Origin of the sequence: Burkholderia sp. AU30198 (genome assembly GCF_020419825.1) — a bacterium.
GTDB lineage: Bacteria > Pseudomonadota > Gammaproteobacteria > Burkholderiales > Burkholderiaceae > Burkholderia.
Genome location: NZ_JAIZSA010000004.1, coordinates 180,358 through 198,440, shown reverse-complemented (window position 1 = coordinate 198,440; position 18,083 = coordinate 180,358). Strand labels below are relative to the sequence as shown.

Sequence of the window (18,083 nt, the reverse complement as noted above, 5' to 3'; positions counted from 1 at the left end):
TCGGTGAACTTAATACACCAGTTCGAGATGGTTTTCCCCGGCCCGGTTTGCGCCGGGCCGCCCACTGCATCAATTCAGATTGAACGAGAACGGTACCTGGACCCGCACCGACTGGCCCTGCGCGACACACTTGAATCGTTTCACGGTGTTGTAGGCCGCGCGATCGAGGATCGGATCCGCCGACTGCGCCACGCGCTCGTTCGTGATGTTCCCTTCCGCATCCACGACGAACTCGATCGTCACGTCGCCCGTGATGTTGTTTTCCTGCGCTTCCTTCGGATACTGGATCGACGCGCGAAGCGTGTCCGAATTCGGGCAGACCACCCCCACGTCATGGCTGACGGGCTTGGCCGGGGCCGGAGGCGCCACGACCGGCGCCTGGACGGCCGGCGCGGACGGTACCGGGGCCGACTGGTGCGTGATCGTCGCCTGCGGCGGCGCCTGCACCGGCACTTCCGGCGGCGGGACGAACGGCGGCGGCGGCGGCGCGAATTTCGGCGGCGGGAGTTTGACCACGGGCATCGGCGGTGGCGGCGGTGGCTTGACCGGCTCGATGATGCGGGTTTCGATCGGGTGCTGGATCACCTGCACGACTTTCGTCGCAAGGCCGTTGAGCAGCGCGTAGATCAGCACTGCATGCAGCACCAGGACGATTCCGATGCCACCGAACCGGCGCACCGGATTCTGTTGCTTCTTGCCGAACTCTCGCGGGCGGCCCAGCGTAGCCAGTCCGCTGTTCGACGTAACCAGACGTTCTTCGACTTTCATGCCCACCATCCATCCCCCAAGCGATTCGCCCAGTTTCGGATCGCTGCCGGCGGCGAAGCCAGGTCGGCATCGCCACCGCATCAACCCGAACATTTCATTTCAAATTCAATTAGCAATCCGAATTGAAAGAATTACATTCGAATTCCAATTCATTCTTTTTCAAGGAATCGTTCCGGCCGGCGCGGCCCGGTGTCTCTCCGGAAAACCACACGCCTGCACGTTCAGGCAATTGTCAGCTGAGCAGGCGGCACCTTACATTTCGTATGACGATCCGCCGTTCGTTACACGGTGATGTCATTCGCGCCGTTCACTTGGGTGCAGAAGATAGCAAGGAAAAAATTTTGACGTCAAACTTTATTTGATACCCGAATACAAAGTTTGGAGGGTTTATTCAAATAATATTCCGGTAAGCATAAATCAAACTTTTATTATTAAAACGGTAATTGAATTGTATGGTTATATGCAAAACCGGATATTAAGCTGCTCCAACATAAATATCGGCATATTTCCCGCGCCGCACCAAAATGGGCCGCCCGGGAAGCGACCGGCAGGACACGCGCCCTCGCCTCGTCGACGCCCGCGTCGGTCACCCGATACGCTTGTCGACCGCCTCGAACTGGCCGACACCGCTTCCTCAGAACGCCCCAAGCGCCACGCATATCCAAATAGTTAATCTGCAATGCGATGCAAATCCAAAGATTCACTTTCTCCCTTGAAGCCACGGCCAATAATTTCGCAAACCGAATTAACCATCTCGCGACCTACCCCATCCTCCGACACGCAACGCTGTCAGGCAAGCATCGGCCAGCGCCCACGCGCCATGCGCATCACGACTGCATGCCCTGCATCTTGTGCGAAAAATGCGCACGCTCGGCCGTCTCCATCAGCATCAGGAATTCATCCTGCATCATGTGGATCAGCGCTTCGTGGTCGCCGGCCTCGAAATAGACTTCCGGCTGCTGCGCGAGACGTTCCTCGAGAAACGTCTTCATTCCGTACGCCATGCAGACCGGCGGCAGCGCACCCATGTCGCAATCCTTGAACAGCTCGCGCAGTTCGACTTCCCGGGCGAGCACGAGATGGCGCCCCGTCTTCACCCAGAGATCCGACAGGCGCACGGCATGTGTGGTCGGCAATACGGCGGCGACGTAGCCTTCGTCGTCTTCAAGGAGCACGGTTTTCGCGAGGCGATCGCCGGGAATATGCGCAGCGGCGGCCGTCTCCATGCTCGTATGGCTATAGGGGTGGTACAGCACTTCGTACCGCGATGACTTCTGACGCAGGCAATCCTGCAGGGTGGCTGACACAGGCATGGCACACCTCGTCTGGGCGAATCGGGCGAACGGAGTTCGCTCCGGATTCGTTCAGCATAGGTCGCATTCGCGCGGATGGAAATCCTCCCTCTCCCGCGCCGCACACCGGCTCAACTCCCGGGTTCAGTCCCCGGATCCAGTCCCTTTTCGCGTAGCCATTCCCGATTGAAAAGCCGCGCGCGATAGATGTCGCCACGGTCGCACAACAAGGTCACGATCGTGTGCCCCGGGCCCATCCGGCGGGCCAGCCAGACCGCGGCCGCGACATTGATGCCGCTCGATCCGCCGACGTACAGCCCTTCCTCGCGCAGCAGTCGGTAGACCATCGTCACGCACTGCTGATCGTCGATCCGCACGGCGTCGTCGATCGGCGTGTCCGCCAGGTTCATGGTGACGCGCGTCGATCCGATCCCTTCGGTGATCGAGCTGCCTTCTGCACCGAGGTCGCCCGTTTTCACGTAACCATAGAGCCCGCTGCCGTGCGGGTCGGCCAGCACGATCGTGACGCCGGGATTCTGCTCTTTCAGATAACGGCTCACGCCGGCCAGCGTGCCCCCCGTACCGGTCGCGCAGACGAACGCATCGATCGTGCCCGCCGTATCGCGCCAGATTTCGGGCCCGGTCGTCTCGTAGTGCGCCTGACGATTGACGACGTTGTCGAACTGGTTGGCCCACACGGCGTTGTCGAGTTCGCCAGCGAGCCGCCCGGCAATCTTCTGATAGTTGTTCGGGTCACGGTAAGGCGCCGCCGGCACCGGGCGCACCTCGGCGCCGAGCGTGCGCAGGATCGCCATCTTGTCCGGCGATTGCGTATCGGGAATCACGATCACGCAGCGATAGCCGCGCGCCGCGCAGATATGCGCCAGACCGATACCGGTGTTGCCCGCCGTGCCCTCGACGACGGTGCCGCCCGGCTTCAGCACACCACGCCGCTCGGCGTCGCGGATGATGTAGAGTGCCGCGCGGTCCTTCACCGACCCGCCCGGATTCATGAATTCCGCCTTGCCCAGGATCTCGCAGCCCGTCTCGGCGCTGAGCTTCGCCAGGCGAATCAGCGGCGTGCGCCCCACGCAGTCGACGAAGCCTTGTCGCACGTCCATGTCGCCCTCCGTTGCCTTCGTGCAGCGCGCGCCACACACAACGAAGGATAGGCCGCCCGCGCGGCTTTCGTCGCCGGCCGCCGCGTATTAAGCTTGAAGAGCCCATTGCGGCGCATGCGCCGCATCGCGAGACGAGGTCCGCCATGCTGCAACTGCAAACCGTTGCCGTCGACAAGCCCGAGACCGTGAACTTCATCCTCGGCCAGTCGCATTTCATCAAGTCCGTCGAGGACATCCACGAGGCGCTGGTCGGCACCGTGCCCGGCATCCGCTTCGGGCTCGCCTTCTGCGAGGCGTCGGGCAAGCGGCTGGTGCGCCACTCCGGCACCGACGCGGCGCTCGTCGACCTTGCATGCCGCAACGCCAGCGCGATCGGCGCCGGTCACGCGTTCATCGTGTTCCTCGGCGACGGGTTCTATCCGGTCAATGTCCTCAATGCGATCAAGGCCGTGCCGGAGGTCTGCCGGATCTATTGCGCGACCGCGAACCCGACCGACGTGATCGTCGCGGAAACCGCGCAAGGACGCGGGATCGTCGGCGTCGTCGACGGCTTTGGGCCGCTCGGTGTCGAAAATGACGACGACGTCCGCTGGCGCAAGGAACTGCTGCGCACGATCGGCTACAAGGCGTAGGGATCGCCCCCCGGGTGGCCTGTAGACCTGGCTGCATGGAAGGCGCGTTGCGGCCGGGATTCCAGGACGGTGGACGCGCAGACCGTTAGTTGCGTTTATAGGCACGGGAGCGCGCCGCCGTCCGGGTCGCGCCGCACCCGTTCGCCTGTCCTATACTGGCCCCTGCAGACTGACTGACTGACGGCCGCGCCGACCCACCCGGCCGCCGCGATTCCTCCCGGAGCCACCATGCATTACCAGTTGATCTACGAACTCGTCGACGATTACCTGTCCCGTCGCGAACCGTTCCGCGCCCAGCACCTCGCGCTGGCACAGGCCGCGACGGAACGCGGCGAGCTCGTGCTCGCCGGTGCGCTATCGGACCCGGCCGACCAGGCCGTGCTCGTGTTCGAAGGGGATTCGCCGGAGGCGGCCGAGTCGTTCGCGCGCGCCGATCCGTATGTGCAGAACGGCCTCGTGAAATCGTGGCGCGTGCGTCCGTGGCGCGTCGTGATCGGCAAGCACGCGCCGCGCTAGGCGCGACGCAAAACTACAGCCACCCTGCCCGCTTGAATCGCCACCACAGCGCGAAATCGGCTACGGCCATCACGACGATGCAGCCGTAGAAACCGTATTTCAGGTGAAGCTCGGGCATGTTCGCGAAGTTCATCCCGTAGATGCCGGCGATCATCGTCGGGATCGCAAACAGCGCGGCGAACGAGCCGAGCCGCTTCGTCACCTCGCTTTCGGCGAGCGAGATCATCCCGAGGTTGACCTGGATCGCCGTCACGACCATCTCGCGGCGCCCTTCGATCGTCTTCACGATCCGCTGCAGATGGTCGTACACGTCGCGAAAGTACGGCTCCATGCCGCTGCAGACCTGCGGAATGCGCCCGCCGGTGAGTTTCGCGAGCGGTTCGATCAGCGGCGCCGTGTGCTGGTACAGCATCACGAGCCGGCGCTTCAGCGAATAGAGATCCTCGATGATCGCGCGCGACGACGCGGGCGTCGCCTTCGCGAAAATGCGGTCCTCGAGTGCCTCGAGCTCGGTGCCGAGCGTTTCGAGGATCGGGAAATAGCGGTCGACGACCTGGTCCATCAGCGCGTAGAACACGAACGCCGAACCCTCCTGCAGCAGATGCGGCTCGCGCTCGCAACGCTTGCGCACATCGCGAAAGTCCTGCTCAGTCTGATTGCGGATCGACAGCACGTAGTTCGGGCCGACGAACACGTTCAGTTCGCCCACCTTGAGTTCGTCGTCATCGTCGAGTTCAACCATGTGCAGCACGGCGAACAGCGAATCGCCGTACTCCTCGATCTTCGGCCGCTGGTGCCCCTTGCGGGCATCCTCGAGCGCCAGTTCGTGCAGCCCGAACTCCTCGCCCATCAGGTCGATTTCCTCGGGCGTCGGATCCTTCAGCGCGACCCACACGAAGCATTCGGGCCTCGACACGTAGTCGCTGATGGCGTCGATATCGATGTCGGCCAGCTTGCGGCCGTCCTGGTATGCAGCACAGTTGATCAGCATGTTGTCCGTGATGTTGCGGTTTGCGCATCAGTTTACCGGTTTGCTGCGCACGCGGCCCGGCTTGCGCGGCACGGCGATATTGGTCATGATCGGGCTGCATGCACCGCAGCATGCGCATCAGGACACTTCGAACCACACGCCGCACGGCCGTGCGGCCCAACCGTCAAGGAGACAGACCCATGTGGTATTTCTCGTGGATACTCGGCATCGGCGTGGCGCTCGGCTTCGGCATCATCAACGCGATGTGGCTTGAAGCGGAAGTCTTCTCGCGCGGCGACAAGCGCAACGGCGCGTCGAGCCCGCAGCCGGGGGGCAAGGTTTCGTGACGCACCTGGTGTTCTTCTGCGGTCACGCCGGCACCGGCAAGACCACGCTCGCGAAGCGGCTCATCGGGCCGCTGATGCGCGCGACCGGCGAGGCCTTCTGCCTGCTCGACAAGGACACGCTGTACGGCCGCTACAGCTCGGCCGCGATGGGCGCGCTCACCGAGGATCCGAACGACCGCGACAGCCCGCTCTACCTGAAGCACCTGCGCGATCCCGAGTACCAGGGCCTGCTCGACACGGCCCGTGAAAATCTCGCGCTCGGCATCGGCGCGCTCGTGGTCGGCCCGCTGTCGCGCGAAGTGCGCGATCGCCGCATTCTCGACCGCGCGTGGCTCGGCATTGCGCCCGACGTCACGCTGACGGTCGTCTGGGTTCACACGTCGGAAGACGTCGCGCACCAGCGGATCGTCGCGCGCGGCAACCCGAACGACGCATACAAGCTCGCGCACTGGGACGAATACCGGCAGCGCCGCTTCGTGCCGACCGGCCACGAATGCGACGGCATCGTGATGTTCGACAACACCGCCCCGTCCGATACGGACATCGGTGCGCTGCTGTACCGCATCGCGCCGCCTCCGCCGGCGGCGACGATCGTCCCGCCGCTGCCGGCCTGACCGTCCCGCCTTTTTCGTTACCCGCAAAAAACAACGCCGGCAGCGCTGTTGCGCTCCCGGCGTCGTAAGGCCCTCGTGCCAAAGGCTGGCAGGTGGTCAGGCCACCGCGTGCGCGTGCTCCATCGTGCCGCCCTCGTACAGCTTGCCGAAGCGGTTCGACAGGAATGCCTTCAGCGACACCTTTTCCTGCGGGATGAAACCGCTCTGCGGCAGCTTCTTCTCGCGGAACAGATCCAGCACCGCGCACATCGCGCCGGCCGTCGTGATCTGGATCGCGCTCATGTGCATCCCGCACACGTCCTTCGCGAAGATCTTGCGCGTGAACACGTCCTGCACCAGCTGGCCGTCCTTCACGCCCGTCACGGTGATGAACACCAGCACGACGTCCTGCTTCGTCGACGGCACTGCGCGGCGCATGATCGACTTCAGCGTGTCGCGGTCGGTCGACAGGCGCAGGTCCTCGAGCAGGAACTGCACGAGATCGCGGTGGCCCGGGTAGCGCACCGACTTGTAGTCGAGCGTCTCGACCTTGCCCGACAGCGTTTCGCACAGGGTGCCGAGGCCGCCCGACGTGTTGAACGCTTCGTATTCGGTACCGTCGAGCGAGAAGTGCTCGAGGCCTTCGAGCGGCTGCACCCACTGCTTGCGGCCGTCACGGATCGCTTCGCACGGCTGGCAGTATTCGTTGATCAGGCCGTCGACGCTCCACGTCAGGTTGTACTTCAGCGCGTTGGTCGGATACTCGGGCAGCGCGCCGACGCGCATCTTCACGTCACGCACTTCGCTGAAGCCGTTCACGAGCTCGTGCGCGGCAAGACCGATGAAGCCCGGTGCGAGGCCGCACTGCGGCATGAACGCGCGGTCGGAGCCTTCGGCCAGTTCGCGGATCGCGTGGGTGGCACGGACGTCTTCGGTCAGGTCGAAGTAGTGGACGCCGGCAGCCTTCGCAGCGGCGGCCACGTTGACCGCGAGGTAGTAAGGCAGCGCGTTGACGAGCGCATCGAAGCCTTTCACTGCTTCGCGAATCGCGTTCGCGTCGGCCGAATCGACCCGTTGCGTCGCGATGCCTTCGCGCGACAGCTTGGCGAGCGCATCCGCATCGCGGTCGAACGCGACGACTTCGTAGTCGCCCGTTTCACGCAGCATGTGAGCAATGGTGTGGCCGATCAGACCTGCGCCGACGATGGCGATTTTCATGCGCTTATCTCCTGATGATGGGTTGGTGTTGTGAACGGCGTTGAGCCATGAACACAGTGTAGGGACGCTCAAAATCAGTTCCAAGACGAAGAATGATGCGAAACGACCGATAATTTCGACGCTTCGACGACACATTTCGTCGAAACGTCGAAATGACGTTTTTTTCCCGCTGCCGGCCTCGCTATGGCTGGCCTAAGTCTTCCGTTTCAGACTGCATGCCGACCACCCGATCGCCAAGGAGGCATCGCATGCAATCCCTGCTCGTCAACCGCTCGTCGCACTGGCTGAACAAGGTGCCCGACGTCGCGCTCTCGTTCTGGATCATCAAGATCATGTCGACCACGGTCGGCGAAACCGGCGCGGACTTTCTCGCGGTCAACGCGGGGCTCGGCCAGACCGTCACGCGCATCGCGATGGCGTCGCTGCTTGCGATCGCGCTGTGGCTGCAGTTGCGCACGCGCCGCTACGTGCCGTGGATCTACTGGCTCACGGTGGTGCTGGTCAGCATCGTCGGCACGCAGATCACCGACCTGCTCACCGACGGCCTGAACGTCAGCCTCTATGCGAGCACCGCCGCGTTTGCCGTCGCGCTCGCCGCAATCTTCTTCGTGTGGCATCGCGTCGAAGGCACGCTGTCGATCGAGACGATCGTTACGCCGCGGCGCGAGCTGTTCTACTGGGCCGCGATCCTCTGCACGTTCGCGCTCGGCACCGCCGCGGGCGATCTCGCGACCGAGGCGCTCGGGCTCGGCTTCACGCTCGGCGCGCTGTGCTTCGGTGCGTTGATCGCGGCCGTGTTCGTCATGTGGCGGCTCGGCGTCAATGCGGTGCTGGCGTTCTGGATCGCCTACATCCTGACGCGCCCGTTCGGCGCGTCGCTCGGCGACCTGCTCACCCAGGCGCGCACCTATGGCGGGCTCGGCTTCGGCGCCGCCTGGACGAGCCTGCTGTTCCTGACCGTGATCGTGCTGCTCGTCGCCGTCGCGCAGTTCGGCAGCGGCCCGCGTGCCGGCGCCGCCGAATGACGCCCTTTCCTTTCCGTTCTTTCCGTTCATCGACTCGAGGACACGCCATGCGCATCCCCCATCCCGTTTCCCGTCTCGCCGTTGCCGCAGCCACGATTGCGCTGCTGAGCGCCGCCGCCGGCTGTTCGAAGCAGCAGGATGCGAACGCATCGACCCCGGTGTCCGCCTCGGCCGCAGCGTCGCCGGCAGCGGCCCACGCATCGAAGCTCGGCGACCTGTCCCAATTCCGCACGATCGCCGTCGACGTGAACGCGCTCGTCGCCAAGGGCGACCTGCCCGGCGCGAAAACGCGCATCAAGGATCTCGAGATCGCGTGGGACTCGGCCGAAGCCGGTCTCAAGCCGCGCGCCGCCGCCGACTGGCACATGGTCGACCAGGAGATCGACCGCGCGCTCTCCGCACTGCGTGCGGACCATCCGACCCAGGCCGATTCGGCCGCCGCGATGAAGAGCCTGCTCGCTGCCCTCGACCGGTTCAGCGGCAAATAAGGATTGCCGCGCGCGCGACGCGTGACGCACGTGCGGGAATCGCATACGCTGGCGGCGTTTGCGCGGCACGGAGAACACGCATGCGAATACTGCTCGTCGAAGACGACCCGATGATCGGCGAGGCCGTCCATGCCGCGCTGAAGGATGCGTCGTACGCCACCGACTGGGTCACCGACGGCGCGCGCGCGTTGACCGCGTTCGCCGCGCAGCCCTACGACCTGATCCTGCTCGACCTCGGCCTGCCCGGCCGCGACGGGCTCGACGTGCTGGCCGCCATCCGCGCGAAGGACGCCAGCGCACCGCTGCTGATCGTTACGGCCCGCGACGGGCTCGACGATCGCCTGGCCGGCCTCGACGGCGGCGCCGACGACTACATCGTGAAGCCGTTCGAGATGGCCGAGCTGCTCGCGCGGATTCGCGTCGCGATCCGGCGCCGGGCCGGCTCGGCCGCGCCGCTGCTGAGCAACGGGATCGTGTCGCTCGATCCGGCGACGCGCGAGGCCACTGTCGACGGGCACGCGCCGGTGCCGCTGTCGAATCGCGAGTTTTCGCTGCTGCGCGCGCTGCTGGTGCGCCCGGGCGCGATCCTGTCGCGGCGCGAGCTCGAGGATCGCCTGTACGGCTGGGGCGAGGAAGTCGAAAGCAATGCGGTCGAATTCCTGATCCATTCGCTGCGCCGCAAGCTCGGCAGCACTGTGATCAAGAACGTCAGGGGTGCAGGATGGATGGTTTCAAGAAACGCCTGAGCGAATCGATCGGGTTCCGCCTGTCGGTCGCGCTGTCGGCCGCGATCCTGGTCGTCGCGACAGCCGCGGCCGCGTTCGCGTTTTCATCGGCCTTCGACGAAGCGCACGAACTGCAGGACGACGTGCTGCGCGAGGTCGCGACACTGCTCGACCGCCAGCGCGCACCGTCGCTCCATGCCGGCAGCACCGGGCCCGCGCGCGAAAGCGACGAGCTGTCGCGGGTGTTCGTGCAACCGCTCGGCGGCGCACCGCAACCGGGCGGCGACGGCACGCCGCGGCTCGCGCTGGCGCCGACGCTCGCCGACGGGCTGCATACGGTCGATGCCGGCGGCAGCACGTATCGCGTGATGGTCCGGACCTTCGCGAACGGCGAGCGCATCGCGGTCGCGCAGGAAGCCGGCATGCGCGACGATGTCGCACGCGAAAGCGCGTGGCGCACCGCGTTGCCGCTGCTGATCCTCGTACCGATCCTGCTACTGCTCGTCGCCGATCTCGTGCGCAAGCTGTTCCGCCCGGTGGCCGCGCTGTCCGCCGGCATCGATGCACGCGACGAGCACGACCTGCGCCCGGTGCCGGCCGATCGCGTGCCGGTCGAGGTGCGGCCGTTCGTCGTCGCGATCAACCGGATGCTCGAGCGCGTCGCGCAGTCGGTCGCCGCGCAGCGCCGCTTCGTCGCCGATGCCGCGCACGAACTGCGCTCGCCGCTCACGGCGATGTCGCTGCAGGCCGAGCGCCTCGCCGATGCCGACCTGCCGGACGATGCGCGCGCGCGGCTCGCCGCGCTGCGCGGCGGGCTCGACCGCAGCCGCCACCTGATCGGGCAGCTGCTCGCGCTCGCCCGGGCGCAAAGCGCGCCGGCCGCGCCGCCCGGCGATGTATCGGTTCATGCCGTCTATCGCCGCGTGCTGGAAGACCTGATGCCGCTCGCCGACGCGAAAACCCTCGACATCGGCATCGAAGACGGCCCGGACACCGCCGTGCCCGTCGACGAGCTCGAACTCGTATCGCTCGTGATGAACCTGGTCGACAACGCGATCCGCTACACGCCGCCGGGCGGACGCGTGGATCTAGCGACGCAACGCACGGACACGCATGCGTGCGTGACGATCACGGACACCGGGCCGGGCATCGCGCCGCACGAACGCGAGCGCGTGTTCGATCCGTTCTACCGGGTGCCCGGCAACGCGCAGATCGGCTCCGGGCTCGGCCTGTCGATCGTGAAGATCATCGCGGACCGAATGGGCGCCGGCATCACGCTCGCCTATGCGAACGACGCGGAATCGCGCGGCTTGCGCATCTCGGTGCGGATTCCGCTTGCACGGCCGCCTGGTGCGACGCAGCCCGACAGCCGGACCGATACGCCGGCGCAGCACGCACGGCGCGACGGACACCGCGCTTGAGCAGCGTCAGCCGCCGATCGTCCCGCGATCGATCTTGCGCGACAGAATGATCGACGTCGTCGTGCGTTCGACGCCTTCGAGCGTGCCGATCTGGTCGAGCAGGTCGTTGAGCCGTTCAGGGGAATCCGCGCGCAGCCACGCGACGTAGTCATACTCGCCGCTCACCGCGCACAGCAGCTGCACTTCGGGCATCCGGTCGAGCTTGCGCAACACGTCCTTGCCGAACTTCGGCGTAAGGATGATGCCGACATACGCGTAGATGCTCGCGTCGAGCACGTCCTGCCCGAGCCGGACGCTATAGCCGGCGATCACGTTGGTGCGTTCGAGCCGCGCGATGCGTGCGACGACCGTCGTGCGCGCAACGTCGAGCTGGCGCGCGAGATCCGCGACGCTGGCGCGCGCATCGGCTTGCAGCAGCGCGACGAGTTGCCGGTCGAGATCGTCGAGTTGGTCGAGGCGGGGTGGACGCATGAGGCTGGGCCGGGGCACGACGCGCCGGCTGAGTGGAAGGTGACGCGATGATAGCGCCGAACGCCGGAGCGCCCAAACGCCATCGCCCGGATCCGATACGAACCTTTCAATTTCGATTCGTATCGGATGTAAGCAAGTGTCGCATTCACTGCTGCGCCGCACGCAACGTGCTACTAATAACGGGCGACGCGAGATGCGCGCTTGCGGCAGTTGCCGCCGCGCCCGCTCGCACGACACCACCCCGGAGAGCCAACCATGAAGAAAATCTCGCTCACCCTCGCTACGCTCGCCGTTGCAGCCAGCGCGTTCGCGCAAACCCCGGCGCAGCCGCAAGCGCCCGCCCAGGCCACGACGGCCGCGGCGTCGGCCCCGACCGCCGAGCAGCGTGCGGAACGTCACGAAGCGCGCGTCGAGCAGCGCATCAAGTACCTGCACGATCAGTTGAAGATCACGTCGGCGCAGGAACCGCAGTGGAAGACGTTCGCCGACACGATGCGCGACAACGGCGACACGATGGGCCGCCTCTATCGCGAACGGATGGCCAAGCACGACGTCTCCGCGCTCGACGACATGAAGCAGTATGCGGAACTGTCGCAGGCGAACGCCGACGGCGCGAAGAAGCTCGCCGACGCGTTCGCACCGCTGTACGAGAGCTTCCCGGCCGACCAGAAGGCACTGGCCGACACGACCTTCCGCAGCTGGCTGCATCACGGCGGCGAGCACCGCGGCAAGGGCAAGACGAAGGGCAAGGACGGCAAGGCGGCAGCCGCGCAGGCCGCCAGCACCCCCGCGCAGCCCTGACGCCCGCCCCGCCGGCGCCGTGCCGCCCGTCCGGGCCGAACGGCGCCGCGCCGCTAACGGCGACCGGCGCGTCACACGGCGCGCCGGATTCGGGATAAGCTCCCGGCTTTTCCAGCTTTCCCGCACTTCCCCGCCATGCTCGAACTCAAGCACATCGACCTGCGTACCGACCCGCAGGCGCGTCGCGTCGTCAAGGACGAAACCGTCGCTGTTTCCTTCGCGGATGCCGATGGCGAACTGATGAGCCTCGAAGGCCCGAACCGCTATGTGACGGGCGACGCGCTGATCACGGGCTCGACCGGCGACCGCTGGGTCGTGTCGCGCGCACGCTTCGACGCCAAATACCTGCCCGCCGATCCGGCACTCGCACACGGCGCACCGGGCGCTTACCGGAACCGGCCGGCCATCGTGCTCGCGCGCCGGATGGACGAGCCGTTCACGATCGCCCGCTCGGAAAACGGCGACACGCTGCGTGGCGTCGCCGGCGACTGGGTGATGCAGTACGCGCCCGGCGACTACGGTGTCGTCCAGGCGCAGCGCTTCGCGCAGGTCTACCGCGACGCGTAATGCGGCGCGCCGGCATCGCGCCGGCGCGAACGATCACGCGAAGTCTTCGTCGAGTTCGAGTTCGGCGTCGCGCTCGACGGCCTCGCCGGCCGCATGCCGCTCCTCGAGCGACCCGAGCATCGCTTCCGTATACGCATGCAGCACCGCATGGCTGCGTGCCCGTTGCATCGGCTTGAGCGCCAGGTAGCGCGCGAGCGCGGCCGGCACGATACGGATATCGAGCGTCATCCGCTTCGGCGCCGAGCCGAAACGCATCGCGAGCCACTGCACGGACAGGAACCGTCCGCGTGCGTCGCTGCTTTCGGCGAAACGCGTCTGCTCCGGAAAGAGATCGCAGATCACGCGTGCGAGCGCGTCGAATTCCGCGCTCTGGCATTCGATCAGATAGTCGTCCATCCCGTCTCTCCCGTCAGGCTGCCGATCGCGACGGCCGGCATGCCTTCACCAGCACGACGACCAGGATTGCGGCCAGCACGAAATACGCGGCCTCGACCCAACCGGCCGGCAGCACGCGCACCTGGTACAACAGCGCCGGCGCAGCCGCGAGCGCATGCAGCACGATCGCGAGCGGCAATACGCCAGCACGGCCGGCGCGCACGCCGCGCCAGACCAGCACCGACAACGCAAGCTGCAGCACGAATGCCGCACAGCGTTCAAGCAGCAACAGCAGGATCGACTGCGCCGACAACGTCGCGAGCATCACGTGCAGCCGCACGACGGTGTCTCCCGGCAGGTCGGCGAGTTGCGTCTCGAGCTGGCCGCGGCTCGCGAGCCACGCGAGATATGACCACTGGCCCCACACGAGTACGCCGACGAACCACGCTTCGGCACCGCCGTGACCGATCCCGTAGCCGATTCCGCGGCCGTCGCCGGCCGACGGGCCATTGCGGCGGCTCAGGAACCGCATCCCGAGATAGCGGCCGACTTCCTCGAACACGGCGGTCGCGAGCGCGCTGTACGCGACGAACGCGAGCGGCTGCGTGAGCCAGCCATCCGGCGGCGTCTGGCTCAGCACGAGCCCGTGGAACGCGCGTTCGAGGATCATCGCAAACAGCGTGAAGACGGCCACGCCGACGATCGTGTCGCGGCGGTTCAGCGCCAGCGGCTTGCGCAGGAGTCGGTAGAGGACGAGCGGCAGGAGCGCGATGATCAGCGTGGCGGCGATCAGCACCGCCAGCGTGACGGGAGCGACAGTCATGTATTTCCTTGTTCGGGGCAGCGCACCTGGCGCGCTGCGTGCCCCGAATGATACTCAGCTTGCGGTCGACGCGCGCGCAACCAGCTCGCCCGGCAACAGCGAGACGCGGACGTCGCCCGCCGCGCCGTCGATCCGCTCGTGCACGAATTCGACGGCCTTGTAGCCGATTTCATAGGTCGGCTGCCGGATCGTCGTGATGCCGATCAGCTCGGCCCATTCCGGATCGTCGATCGACAGCAGCGCGGCCTTCTGCTGCCATGCGGTGCCGAAACGCGCGCGCAGGTGGCGCGCGATCGCAAGCGCGACCGGCGCGTTCGCGGCGAACAGTGCCGCGCGCACGCCGCGCCGTGCCGCATCGTCGATGCGGGCATCGATGTCGGCAAGCGCCGACGCGGTCGCGTCGGACGCGTCCAGGTCGAGCACGACCGTCGACGGCACCGTCAGCCCGCGCGCGCCCAGTGCCGCGCGGAACGCGGCCTCGCGCAAGCGCCGCGAGCTGACACGCTCGAACGGCTGCACGACGAAATGGATCGCATCGAAGCCGTGTTCGACCAGGTGCGCGAGCGCCATCTCGATCGCGTCGGCGTTGTCGAGGCCGATCAGGTCGGCCTCGAAGCCTTCGACCGTCCGGTCGACGAGCACGGCCGGGATGCCGGCGCCGCGCAGCGGACGCAGCACGTCCTCATCGGCGCCGAGCGCGTTGACGATCAGCCCTTCGACGCGGTAGGTCGTGAGCAGCTGCAGGAAGCGACGCTCCATCTCGACTTCGTTTGCCGCGTGACAGATCAGCGGCATGTAGCCGAGCGCATGACACGCGGCCTCGACGCCCTGCAGCACTTCGATGGTGTACGGATTGGTCAGGTCGGCCGCGAGCATGCCGAGCAGCCGGTTGCGGCCGCGCTTGAGCCCGCGCGCCATCTGGTTCGGCCGGTAGTTGAGCCGCGCGATTGCCGCTTCGATCCGCTGGCGCAGATCGGTGGACAGCACGTGCGTCTCGCCGTTCAGGTAGCGCGACACGCTGGTTTTGCCGGTGCCGGCCTCGCGCGCGACATCGCTGATCGTCGCCGGACGCGTCGTGGTTGGTTGCGAATCGGTCACTGTCGTGCCTCGCGACGTACGATCCGCGCCGCTTCGTGAGCAGACGGACCTTTGTTGTTGGAAACGTAAGCCACCCGGTGGAATCTCCTGTCGGTCAGCGTTAGCGCTTCAGCGCTTACGCTGACCCCATGCTTCGCGGTCGATCCGCGTTAGCTCTTTAGCGCTTACGCGGATCCCATGCTTCGCGGTCGATCCACGTCAGCCCTTTAGCGCTTGCGCGAACCCCATGCTTCGCAATCGACCAACGTAGCCCTTCAGCGCTTGCGCCGATCCCCTGCTTCGCGACGATCGGCGCCGGCGCGTTGGCACCCGCCCCGGTCACGTGCAAAAGCAGTCGGCCGCACCGGACCTGGCGCGGATACCCATCGCGGGACACGGCCGGCAGCTGTGCCGGCCCGTCGACGCGACGCGCGGGCGATCATAACGCAGCCAGCCCTCCGGCACCAAGATCATCGCCTCTAACGGCGCCGGCGTCACCCCGGCCGGACGAATATGGCGGATCAGACCCGCGCGAGCGCATCCGGATTGACGAGATTCGTGCGCAGCGTGCCGGCCAGCGCGCCGACCAGGTTTTCCGCGGCGCAGCGCGCCATCGCGTGGCGCGTCTCGTGCGTCGCCGAGCCGATATGCGGCAGCGCGACGACATTCTTCATCTGCAGCAGCGGCGAATCCGCCGGCAGCGGCTCCTTCTCGAACACGTCGAGCCCCGCGCCGCGGATCGTGCCCGCGCGCAGCGCATCGATCAGTGCGGCTTCGTCGACCACCGGCCCGCGCGATGCGTTGATCAGGATCGCGCCGCGCTTCATCTTCGCGAATTCGGCCGCGCCGATCAGGTGGTGCGTTTCCGGCGACAGCGGCACTTGCAGGCACACGAAATCCGCTTGCGCGAGCAGTTCGTCGAGCGTGACGCGCCGCGCGCCGTATTGCGTCTCGGCTTCCGCATGGGCGGACCGGTTCGCGTACAGCACCTGCATCCGGAAACCGAGCGCCGCGCGCCGCGCGACCGCACCGCCGATCCGCCCGAGCCCGACGATGCCGAGCGTCTTGCCCTGCACGTCGGTGCCGTACAGGTCGGGGCCGATGCTGTGATGCCAGTTGCCGGCCTTCACCCACTCGGCCAGCTCGACCACACGTCGCGCCGACGCGAGGATCAGCGAGAACACCGTATCGGCGGTCGACTCGGTCAGCACGTCCGGCGTATGCGCGAGCACGATCCCGCGCCGCGTGAGATCCGCGACGTCGAAGTTGTCGTAGCCGACCGAGATCGTCGACCACGCCTTCAGCCGCGGCGCGCGGTCGAGCATCTGCGGCGTGACCTTCAGGCTCGCGCCGATCGCGCCGTCCGCGTCGCCGAGCGCATCGGCGAGGGCTGCGGCGCCGTCGGCCTGCACGACGTCCACATGCTCGCGCAGGTACGCGAGGACGTCATCGGGCAGCGGCTTGTACGCGACGATACGGGGCTTCATCGGATTCATTTTCCTTGCAGCGGCGCCGCGAGCGGATGCGCATCGCGCGCCTGGGGTTTGACGGACAGCGTGAGGATCACCGCGGCGACGAGCGCGGCGCTCATGAATGCATACGACGCGACGGGCGAGCCGGTCGCCCCGTTCAGGTAGCCGACAAAGTACGAGCCGACGAACGAGCCGAGCGCGCCCATGCTGTTGATCAGTGCCATTGCACCGCCGGCGACGTTCTTCGGCAGCAGTTCCGGCACGATCGCGAAGAACGGGCCGTACGGCGCGTACATCGCGGCACCCGCCACGACCAGCAGCGCATACGAGATCCAGAAATGCGACGAGCCGAGTGCGTACGATGCGGCGAACGCGGCCGCGCCGATCAGCAGGAACGGCCACACGAAACCGCGCCGCGAACCGACCTTGTCGGACGCCCACGATGCGGCGAGCATCGCAATCGTCGCGGCGAGATACGGCAGCGCGGACAGCCAGCCGGTCGCGACCATCCCGAGGTCGGAGCCGTTCTTGACGATCGACGGCAGCCACAGCACGAAACCGTACACGCCGATGCTCCAGCAGAAATACTGTGCGCACAGCTTGATCACGGCCGGCGAGCGGAACGCCTCGCCATAATTGCGCACCGGCTTGATCGCTGCCTGCTCGGCCGCAAGTGCGGCGTCGAGGTCGCGCTTTTCCTGCGCGTTGAGCCACGGCGAATCGGCCGGCTTGTCCTGCACGAGGAACCACCAGCACACGGCCCACAGGACGGCCGGCACGCCTTCGGCGATGAACATGTGGCGCCAGCCGAATTCGTGCACGAGATAGCCGGACAGGATCGACATCCACAGCACGGTGACCGGGTTGCCGAGGATCAGGAACGTGTTCGCGCGCGAGCGCTCGTTCTTCGTGAACCAGTTGCTGATGTAGATCAGCATCGCCGGCATCACGGCCGCCTCGACGACGCCGAGCACGAAGCGGATCGCCATCAGCGACGGGATGTTGCTGACCACGCCCGTGAGCGCCGCGCAGGCGCCCCACAGGATGAGGCTGACGAACACGAGCTTCTTCACGCTGCGGCGTTCCGCGTAGATCGCGCCGGGAATCTGGAAGAAGAAGTAGCCGAGGAAGAACAGCGCGCCGATCAGCGACGACAGGCCCTTGCTGATCCCGAGGTCCTGGTTGATGCCGGCCGCGGCCGCGAACCCGTAGTTCGCGCGGTCGAGGTAGGCGAGGCTGTACGTGATGAAGACGATCGGCATGATCGTCCACCAGCGGCGGGCAGCGAGAGTATTGGCCATCAGAATGTCTCCTATGTCGACCAGAGTTAGCGCTTCAGCGCTTACTCTGGTCCCATGCTTCGCGGTCGGAACGCACGCTT

Annotated in this window: 21 protein-coding genes; 10 read left to right on the top strand and 11 right to left on the bottom strand. The window is 66.4% G+C overall.

Annotated elements, in window-relative coordinates; genetic code table 11:
* Positions 1 to 69: 69 nt before the first annotated feature.
* From LGN19_RS11905 to LGN19_RS11895, 3 genes are all read right to left on the bottom strand, one after another.
* On the bottom strand, positions 70 to 768 hold the full coding sequence (locus LGN19_RS11905) for an energy transducer TonB (RefSeq protein ID WP_043183188.1): 699 nt from the start codon (positions 766 to 768) through the stop codon (positions 70 to 72).
* A gap of 827 nt (positions 769 to 1,595) precedes the next feature.
* Complete coding sequence (locus tag LGN19_RS11900; protein ID WP_226214808.1) at positions 1,596 to 2,081, bottom strand: aminoacyl-tRNA deacylase; 486 nt, start codon at positions 2,079 to 2,081, stop codon at positions 1,596 to 1,598.
* A 110-nt stretch (positions 2,082 to 2,191) separates the two neighbouring features.
* Positions 2,192 to 3,181 (bottom strand): cysteine synthase A, encoded by a 990-nt coding sequence (locus LGN19_RS11895; protein ID WP_226214802.1) that lies wholly within the window; start codon positions 3,179 to 3,181, stop codon positions 2,192 to 2,194.
* Positions 3,182 to 3,324: 143 nt separating this feature from the next.
* Between LGN19_RS11895 and LGN19_RS11890 the strand changes: the two genes are divergently transcribed.
* Together LGN19_RS11890 and LGN19_RS11885 are read left to right on the top strand one after the other, a co-directional pair.
* Positions 3,325 to 3,813 carry an adenosine-specific kinase gene (locus LGN19_RS11890; protein WP_122945469.1) on the top strand — a complete coding sequence of 163 codons (489 nt, stop codon included), beginning with the start codon at positions 3,325 to 3,327 and terminating at the stop codon, positions 3,811 to 3,813.
* Positions 3,814 to 4,041: 228 nt separating this feature from the next.
* Complete coding sequence (locus tag LGN19_RS11885; RefSeq protein ID WP_089450553.1) at positions 4,042 to 4,329, top strand: YciI-like protein; 288 nt, start codon at positions 4,042 to 4,044, stop codon at positions 4,327 to 4,329.
* Positions 4,330 to 4,342: 13 nt separating this feature from the next.
* On the opposite strand, the gene corA is transcribed toward LGN19_RS11885, so the two are convergent.
* Entirely contained in the window at positions 4,343 to 5,320 is a 978-nt protein-coding gene (gene corA, locus LGN19_RS11880; protein ID WP_226214800.1) for a magnesium/cobalt transporter CorA, read from the bottom strand.
* Between the two features lie 179 nt (positions 5,321 to 5,499).
* On the opposite strand from corA, the gene cydX reads away from it, so the two are divergent.
* On the top strand, positions 5,500 to 5,646 hold the full coding sequence (gene cydX, locus LGN19_RS11875; RefSeq protein WP_085039112.1) for a cytochrome bd-I oxidase subunit CydX: 147 nt from the start codon (positions 5,500 to 5,502) through the stop codon (positions 5,644 to 5,646).
* Positions 5,643 to 6,260: an AAA family ATPase gene (locus tag LGN19_RS11870; RefSeq protein WP_122945471.1), complete on the top strand. Its 618-nt coding sequence runs from the start codon at positions 5,643 to 5,645 to the stop codon at positions 6,258 to 6,260. The genes cydX and LGN19_RS11870 overlap by 4 nt, the downstream gene beginning before the upstream one ends.
* A gap of 96 nt (positions 6,261 to 6,356) precedes the next feature.
* Here LGN19_RS11870 and LGN19_RS11865 read toward each other — a convergent pair whose 3' ends face one another.
* Entirely contained in the window at positions 6,357 to 7,457 is a 1,101-nt protein-coding gene (locus LGN19_RS11865) for a saccharopine dehydrogenase family protein (RefSeq protein ID WP_226214798.1), read from the bottom strand.
* A 248-nt stretch (positions 7,458 to 7,705) separates the two neighbouring features.
* Here LGN19_RS11865 and LGN19_RS11860 point away from each other — a divergent pair, with 248 nt between their 5' ends.
* From LGN19_RS11860 to LGN19_RS11845, 4 genes are all read left to right on the top strand, one after another.
* Positions 7,706 to 8,482, top strand: coding sequence for a hypothetical protein (locus LGN19_RS11860; RefSeq protein ID WP_122945472.1), 777 nt, complete (start codon positions 7,706 to 7,708; stop codon positions 8,480 to 8,482).
* A 47-nt stretch (positions 8,483 to 8,529) separates the two neighbouring features.
* Positions 8,530 to 8,970, top strand: a complete 441-nt coding sequence (locus LGN19_RS11855) for a hypothetical protein (protein ID WP_226214797.1) — start codon at positions 8,530 to 8,532, stop codon at positions 8,968 to 8,970.
* A gap of 80 nt (positions 8,971 to 9,050) precedes the next feature.
* Entirely contained in the window at positions 9,051 to 9,716 is a 666-nt protein-coding gene (locus LGN19_RS11850; RefSeq protein WP_226214795.1) for a response regulator transcription factor, read from the top strand.
* Complete coding sequence (locus tag LGN19_RS11845; protein ID WP_226214793.1) at positions 9,692 to 11,116, top strand: sensor histidine kinase; 1,425 nt, start codon at positions 9,692 to 9,694, stop codon at positions 11,114 to 11,116. Before LGN19_RS11850 ends, LGN19_RS11845 begins: the two co-directional genes overlap by 25 nt.
* Positions 11,117 to 11,122: 6 nt before the next feature.
* Here LGN19_RS11845 and LGN19_RS11840 read toward each other — a convergent pair whose 3' ends face one another.
* On the bottom strand, positions 11,123 to 11,587 hold the full coding sequence (locus LGN19_RS11840; RefSeq protein ID WP_006481526.1) for an Lrp/AsnC family transcriptional regulator: 465 nt from the start codon (positions 11,585 to 11,587) through the stop codon (positions 11,123 to 11,125).
* A gap of 255 nt (positions 11,588 to 11,842) precedes the next feature.
* On the opposite strand from LGN19_RS11840, the gene LGN19_RS11835 reads away from it, so the two are divergent.
* A complete protein-coding gene (locus LGN19_RS11835) occupies positions 11,843 to 12,388 on the top strand; it encodes a Spy/CpxP family protein refolding chaperone (protein WP_226214791.1) in 546 nt (181 codons plus the stop codon).
* Between the two features lie 135 nt (positions 12,389 to 12,523).
* Entirely contained in the window at positions 12,524 to 12,955 is a 432-nt protein-coding gene (locus tag LGN19_RS11830; protein WP_226214790.1) for a PGDYG domain-containing protein, read from the top strand.
* A gap of 33 nt (positions 12,956 to 12,988) precedes the next feature.
* On the opposite strand, the gene LGN19_RS11825 is transcribed toward LGN19_RS11830, so the two are convergent.
* From LGN19_RS11825 to LGN19_RS11805, 5 genes are all read right to left on the bottom strand, one after another.
* Positions 12,989 to 13,351 (bottom strand): DUF3022 domain-containing protein, encoded by a 363-nt coding sequence (locus tag LGN19_RS11825; protein WP_043182999.1) that lies wholly within the window; start codon positions 13,349 to 13,351, stop codon positions 12,989 to 12,991.
* 13 nt (positions 13,352 to 13,364) lie between these two features.
* Positions 13,365 to 14,153, bottom strand: coding sequence for a YhfC family glutamic-type intramembrane protease (locus LGN19_RS11820; protein WP_175221822.1), 789 nt, complete (start codon positions 14,151 to 14,153; stop codon positions 13,365 to 13,367).
* Between the two features lie 54 nt (positions 14,154 to 14,207).
* A complete protein-coding gene (locus tag LGN19_RS11815; protein WP_226214788.1) occupies positions 14,208 to 15,251 on the bottom strand; it encodes a LacI family DNA-binding transcriptional regulator in 1,044 nt (347 codons plus the stop codon).
* Between the two features lie 500 nt (positions 15,252 to 15,751).
* On the bottom strand, positions 15,752 to 16,717 hold the full coding sequence (locus LGN19_RS11810) for an NAD(P)-dependent oxidoreductase (protein ID WP_226214787.1): 966 nt from the start codon (positions 16,715 to 16,717) through the stop codon (positions 15,752 to 15,754).
* A 5-nt stretch (positions 16,718 to 16,722) separates the two neighbouring features.
* Positions 16,723 to 18,003, bottom strand: a complete 1,281-nt coding sequence (locus LGN19_RS11805; RefSeq protein ID WP_122945480.1) for an MFS transporter — start codon at positions 18,001 to 18,003, stop codon at positions 16,723 to 16,725.
* Between the last annotated feature and the right edge of the window lie 80 nt (positions 18,004 to 18,083).

Bases quoted from the DNA above. Each gene is read 5' to 3' on its own strand.
- LGN19_RS11895 (WP_226214802.1), bottom strand. From the start codon at position 3,181: ATGGACGTGCGACAAGGCTTCGTCGACTGCGTGGGGCGCACGCCGCTG.
- LGN19_RS11900 (WP_226214808.1), bottom strand. From the start codon at position 2,081: ATGCCTGTGTCAGCCACCCTGCAGGATTGCCTGCGTCAGAAGTCATCG.
- LGN19_RS11825 (WP_043182999.1), bottom strand. From the start codon at position 13,351: ATGGACGACTATCTGATCGAATGCCAGAGCGCGGAATTCGACGCGCTC.
- corA (WP_226214800.1), bottom strand. From the start codon at position 5,320: ATGCTGATCAACTGTGCTGCATACCAGGACGGCCGCAAGCTGGCCGAC.
- LGN19_RS11805 (WP_122945480.1), bottom strand. From the start codon at position 18,003: ATGGCCAATACTCTCGCTGCCCGCCGCTGGTGGACGATCATGCCGATC.
- LGN19_RS11810 (WP_226214787.1), bottom strand. From the start codon at position 16,717: ATGAAGCCCCGTATCGTCGCGTACAAGCCGCTGCCCGATGACGTCCTC.
- LGN19_RS11845 (WP_226214793.1), top strand. From the start codon at position 9,692: ATGGATGGTTTCAAGAAACGCCTGAGCGAATCGATCGGGTTCCGCCTG.
- cydX (WP_085039112.1), top strand. From the start codon at position 5,500: ATGTGGTATTTCTCGTGGATACTCGGCATCGGCGTGGCGCTCGGCTTC.
- LGN19_RS11830 (WP_226214790.1), top strand. From the start codon at position 12,524: ATGCTCGAACTCAAGCACATCGACCTGCGTACCGACCCGCAGGCGCGT.
- LGN19_RS11865 (WP_226214798.1), bottom strand. From the start codon at position 7,457: ATGAAAATCGCCATCGTCGGCGCAGGTCTGATCGGCCACACCATTGCT.
- LGN19_RS11905 (WP_043183188.1), bottom strand. From the start codon at position 768: ATGAAAGTCGAAGAACGTCTGGTTACGTCGAACAGCGGACTGGCTACG.
- LGN19_RS11835 (WP_226214791.1), top strand. From the start codon at position 11,843: ATGAAGAAAATCTCGCTCACCCTCGCTACGCTCGCCGTTGCAGCCAGC.
- LGN19_RS11855 (WP_226214797.1), top strand. From the start codon at position 8,530: ATGCGCATCCCCCATCCCGTTTCCCGTCTCGCCGTTGCCGCAGCCACG.
- LGN19_RS11820 (WP_175221822.1), bottom strand. From the start codon at position 14,153: ATGACTGTCGCTCCCGTCACGCTGGCGGTGCTGATCGCCGCCACGCTG.
- LGN19_RS11840 (WP_006481526.1), bottom strand. From the start codon at position 11,587: ATGCGTCCACCCCGCCTCGACCAACTCGACGATCTCGACCGGCAACTC.
- LGN19_RS11850 (WP_226214795.1), top strand. From the start codon at position 9,051: ATGCGAATACTGCTCGTCGAAGACGACCCGATGATCGGCGAGGCCGTC.
- LGN19_RS11885 (WP_089450553.1), top strand. From the start codon at position 4,042: ATGCATTACCAGTTGATCTACGAACTCGTCGACGATTACCTGTCCCGT.
- LGN19_RS11860 (WP_122945472.1), top strand. From the start codon at position 7,706: ATGCAATCCCTGCTCGTCAACCGCTCGTCGCACTGGCTGAACAAGGTG.
- LGN19_RS11890 (WP_122945469.1), top strand. From the start codon at position 3,325: ATGCTGCAACTGCAAACCGTTGCCGTCGACAAGCCCGAGACCGTGAAC.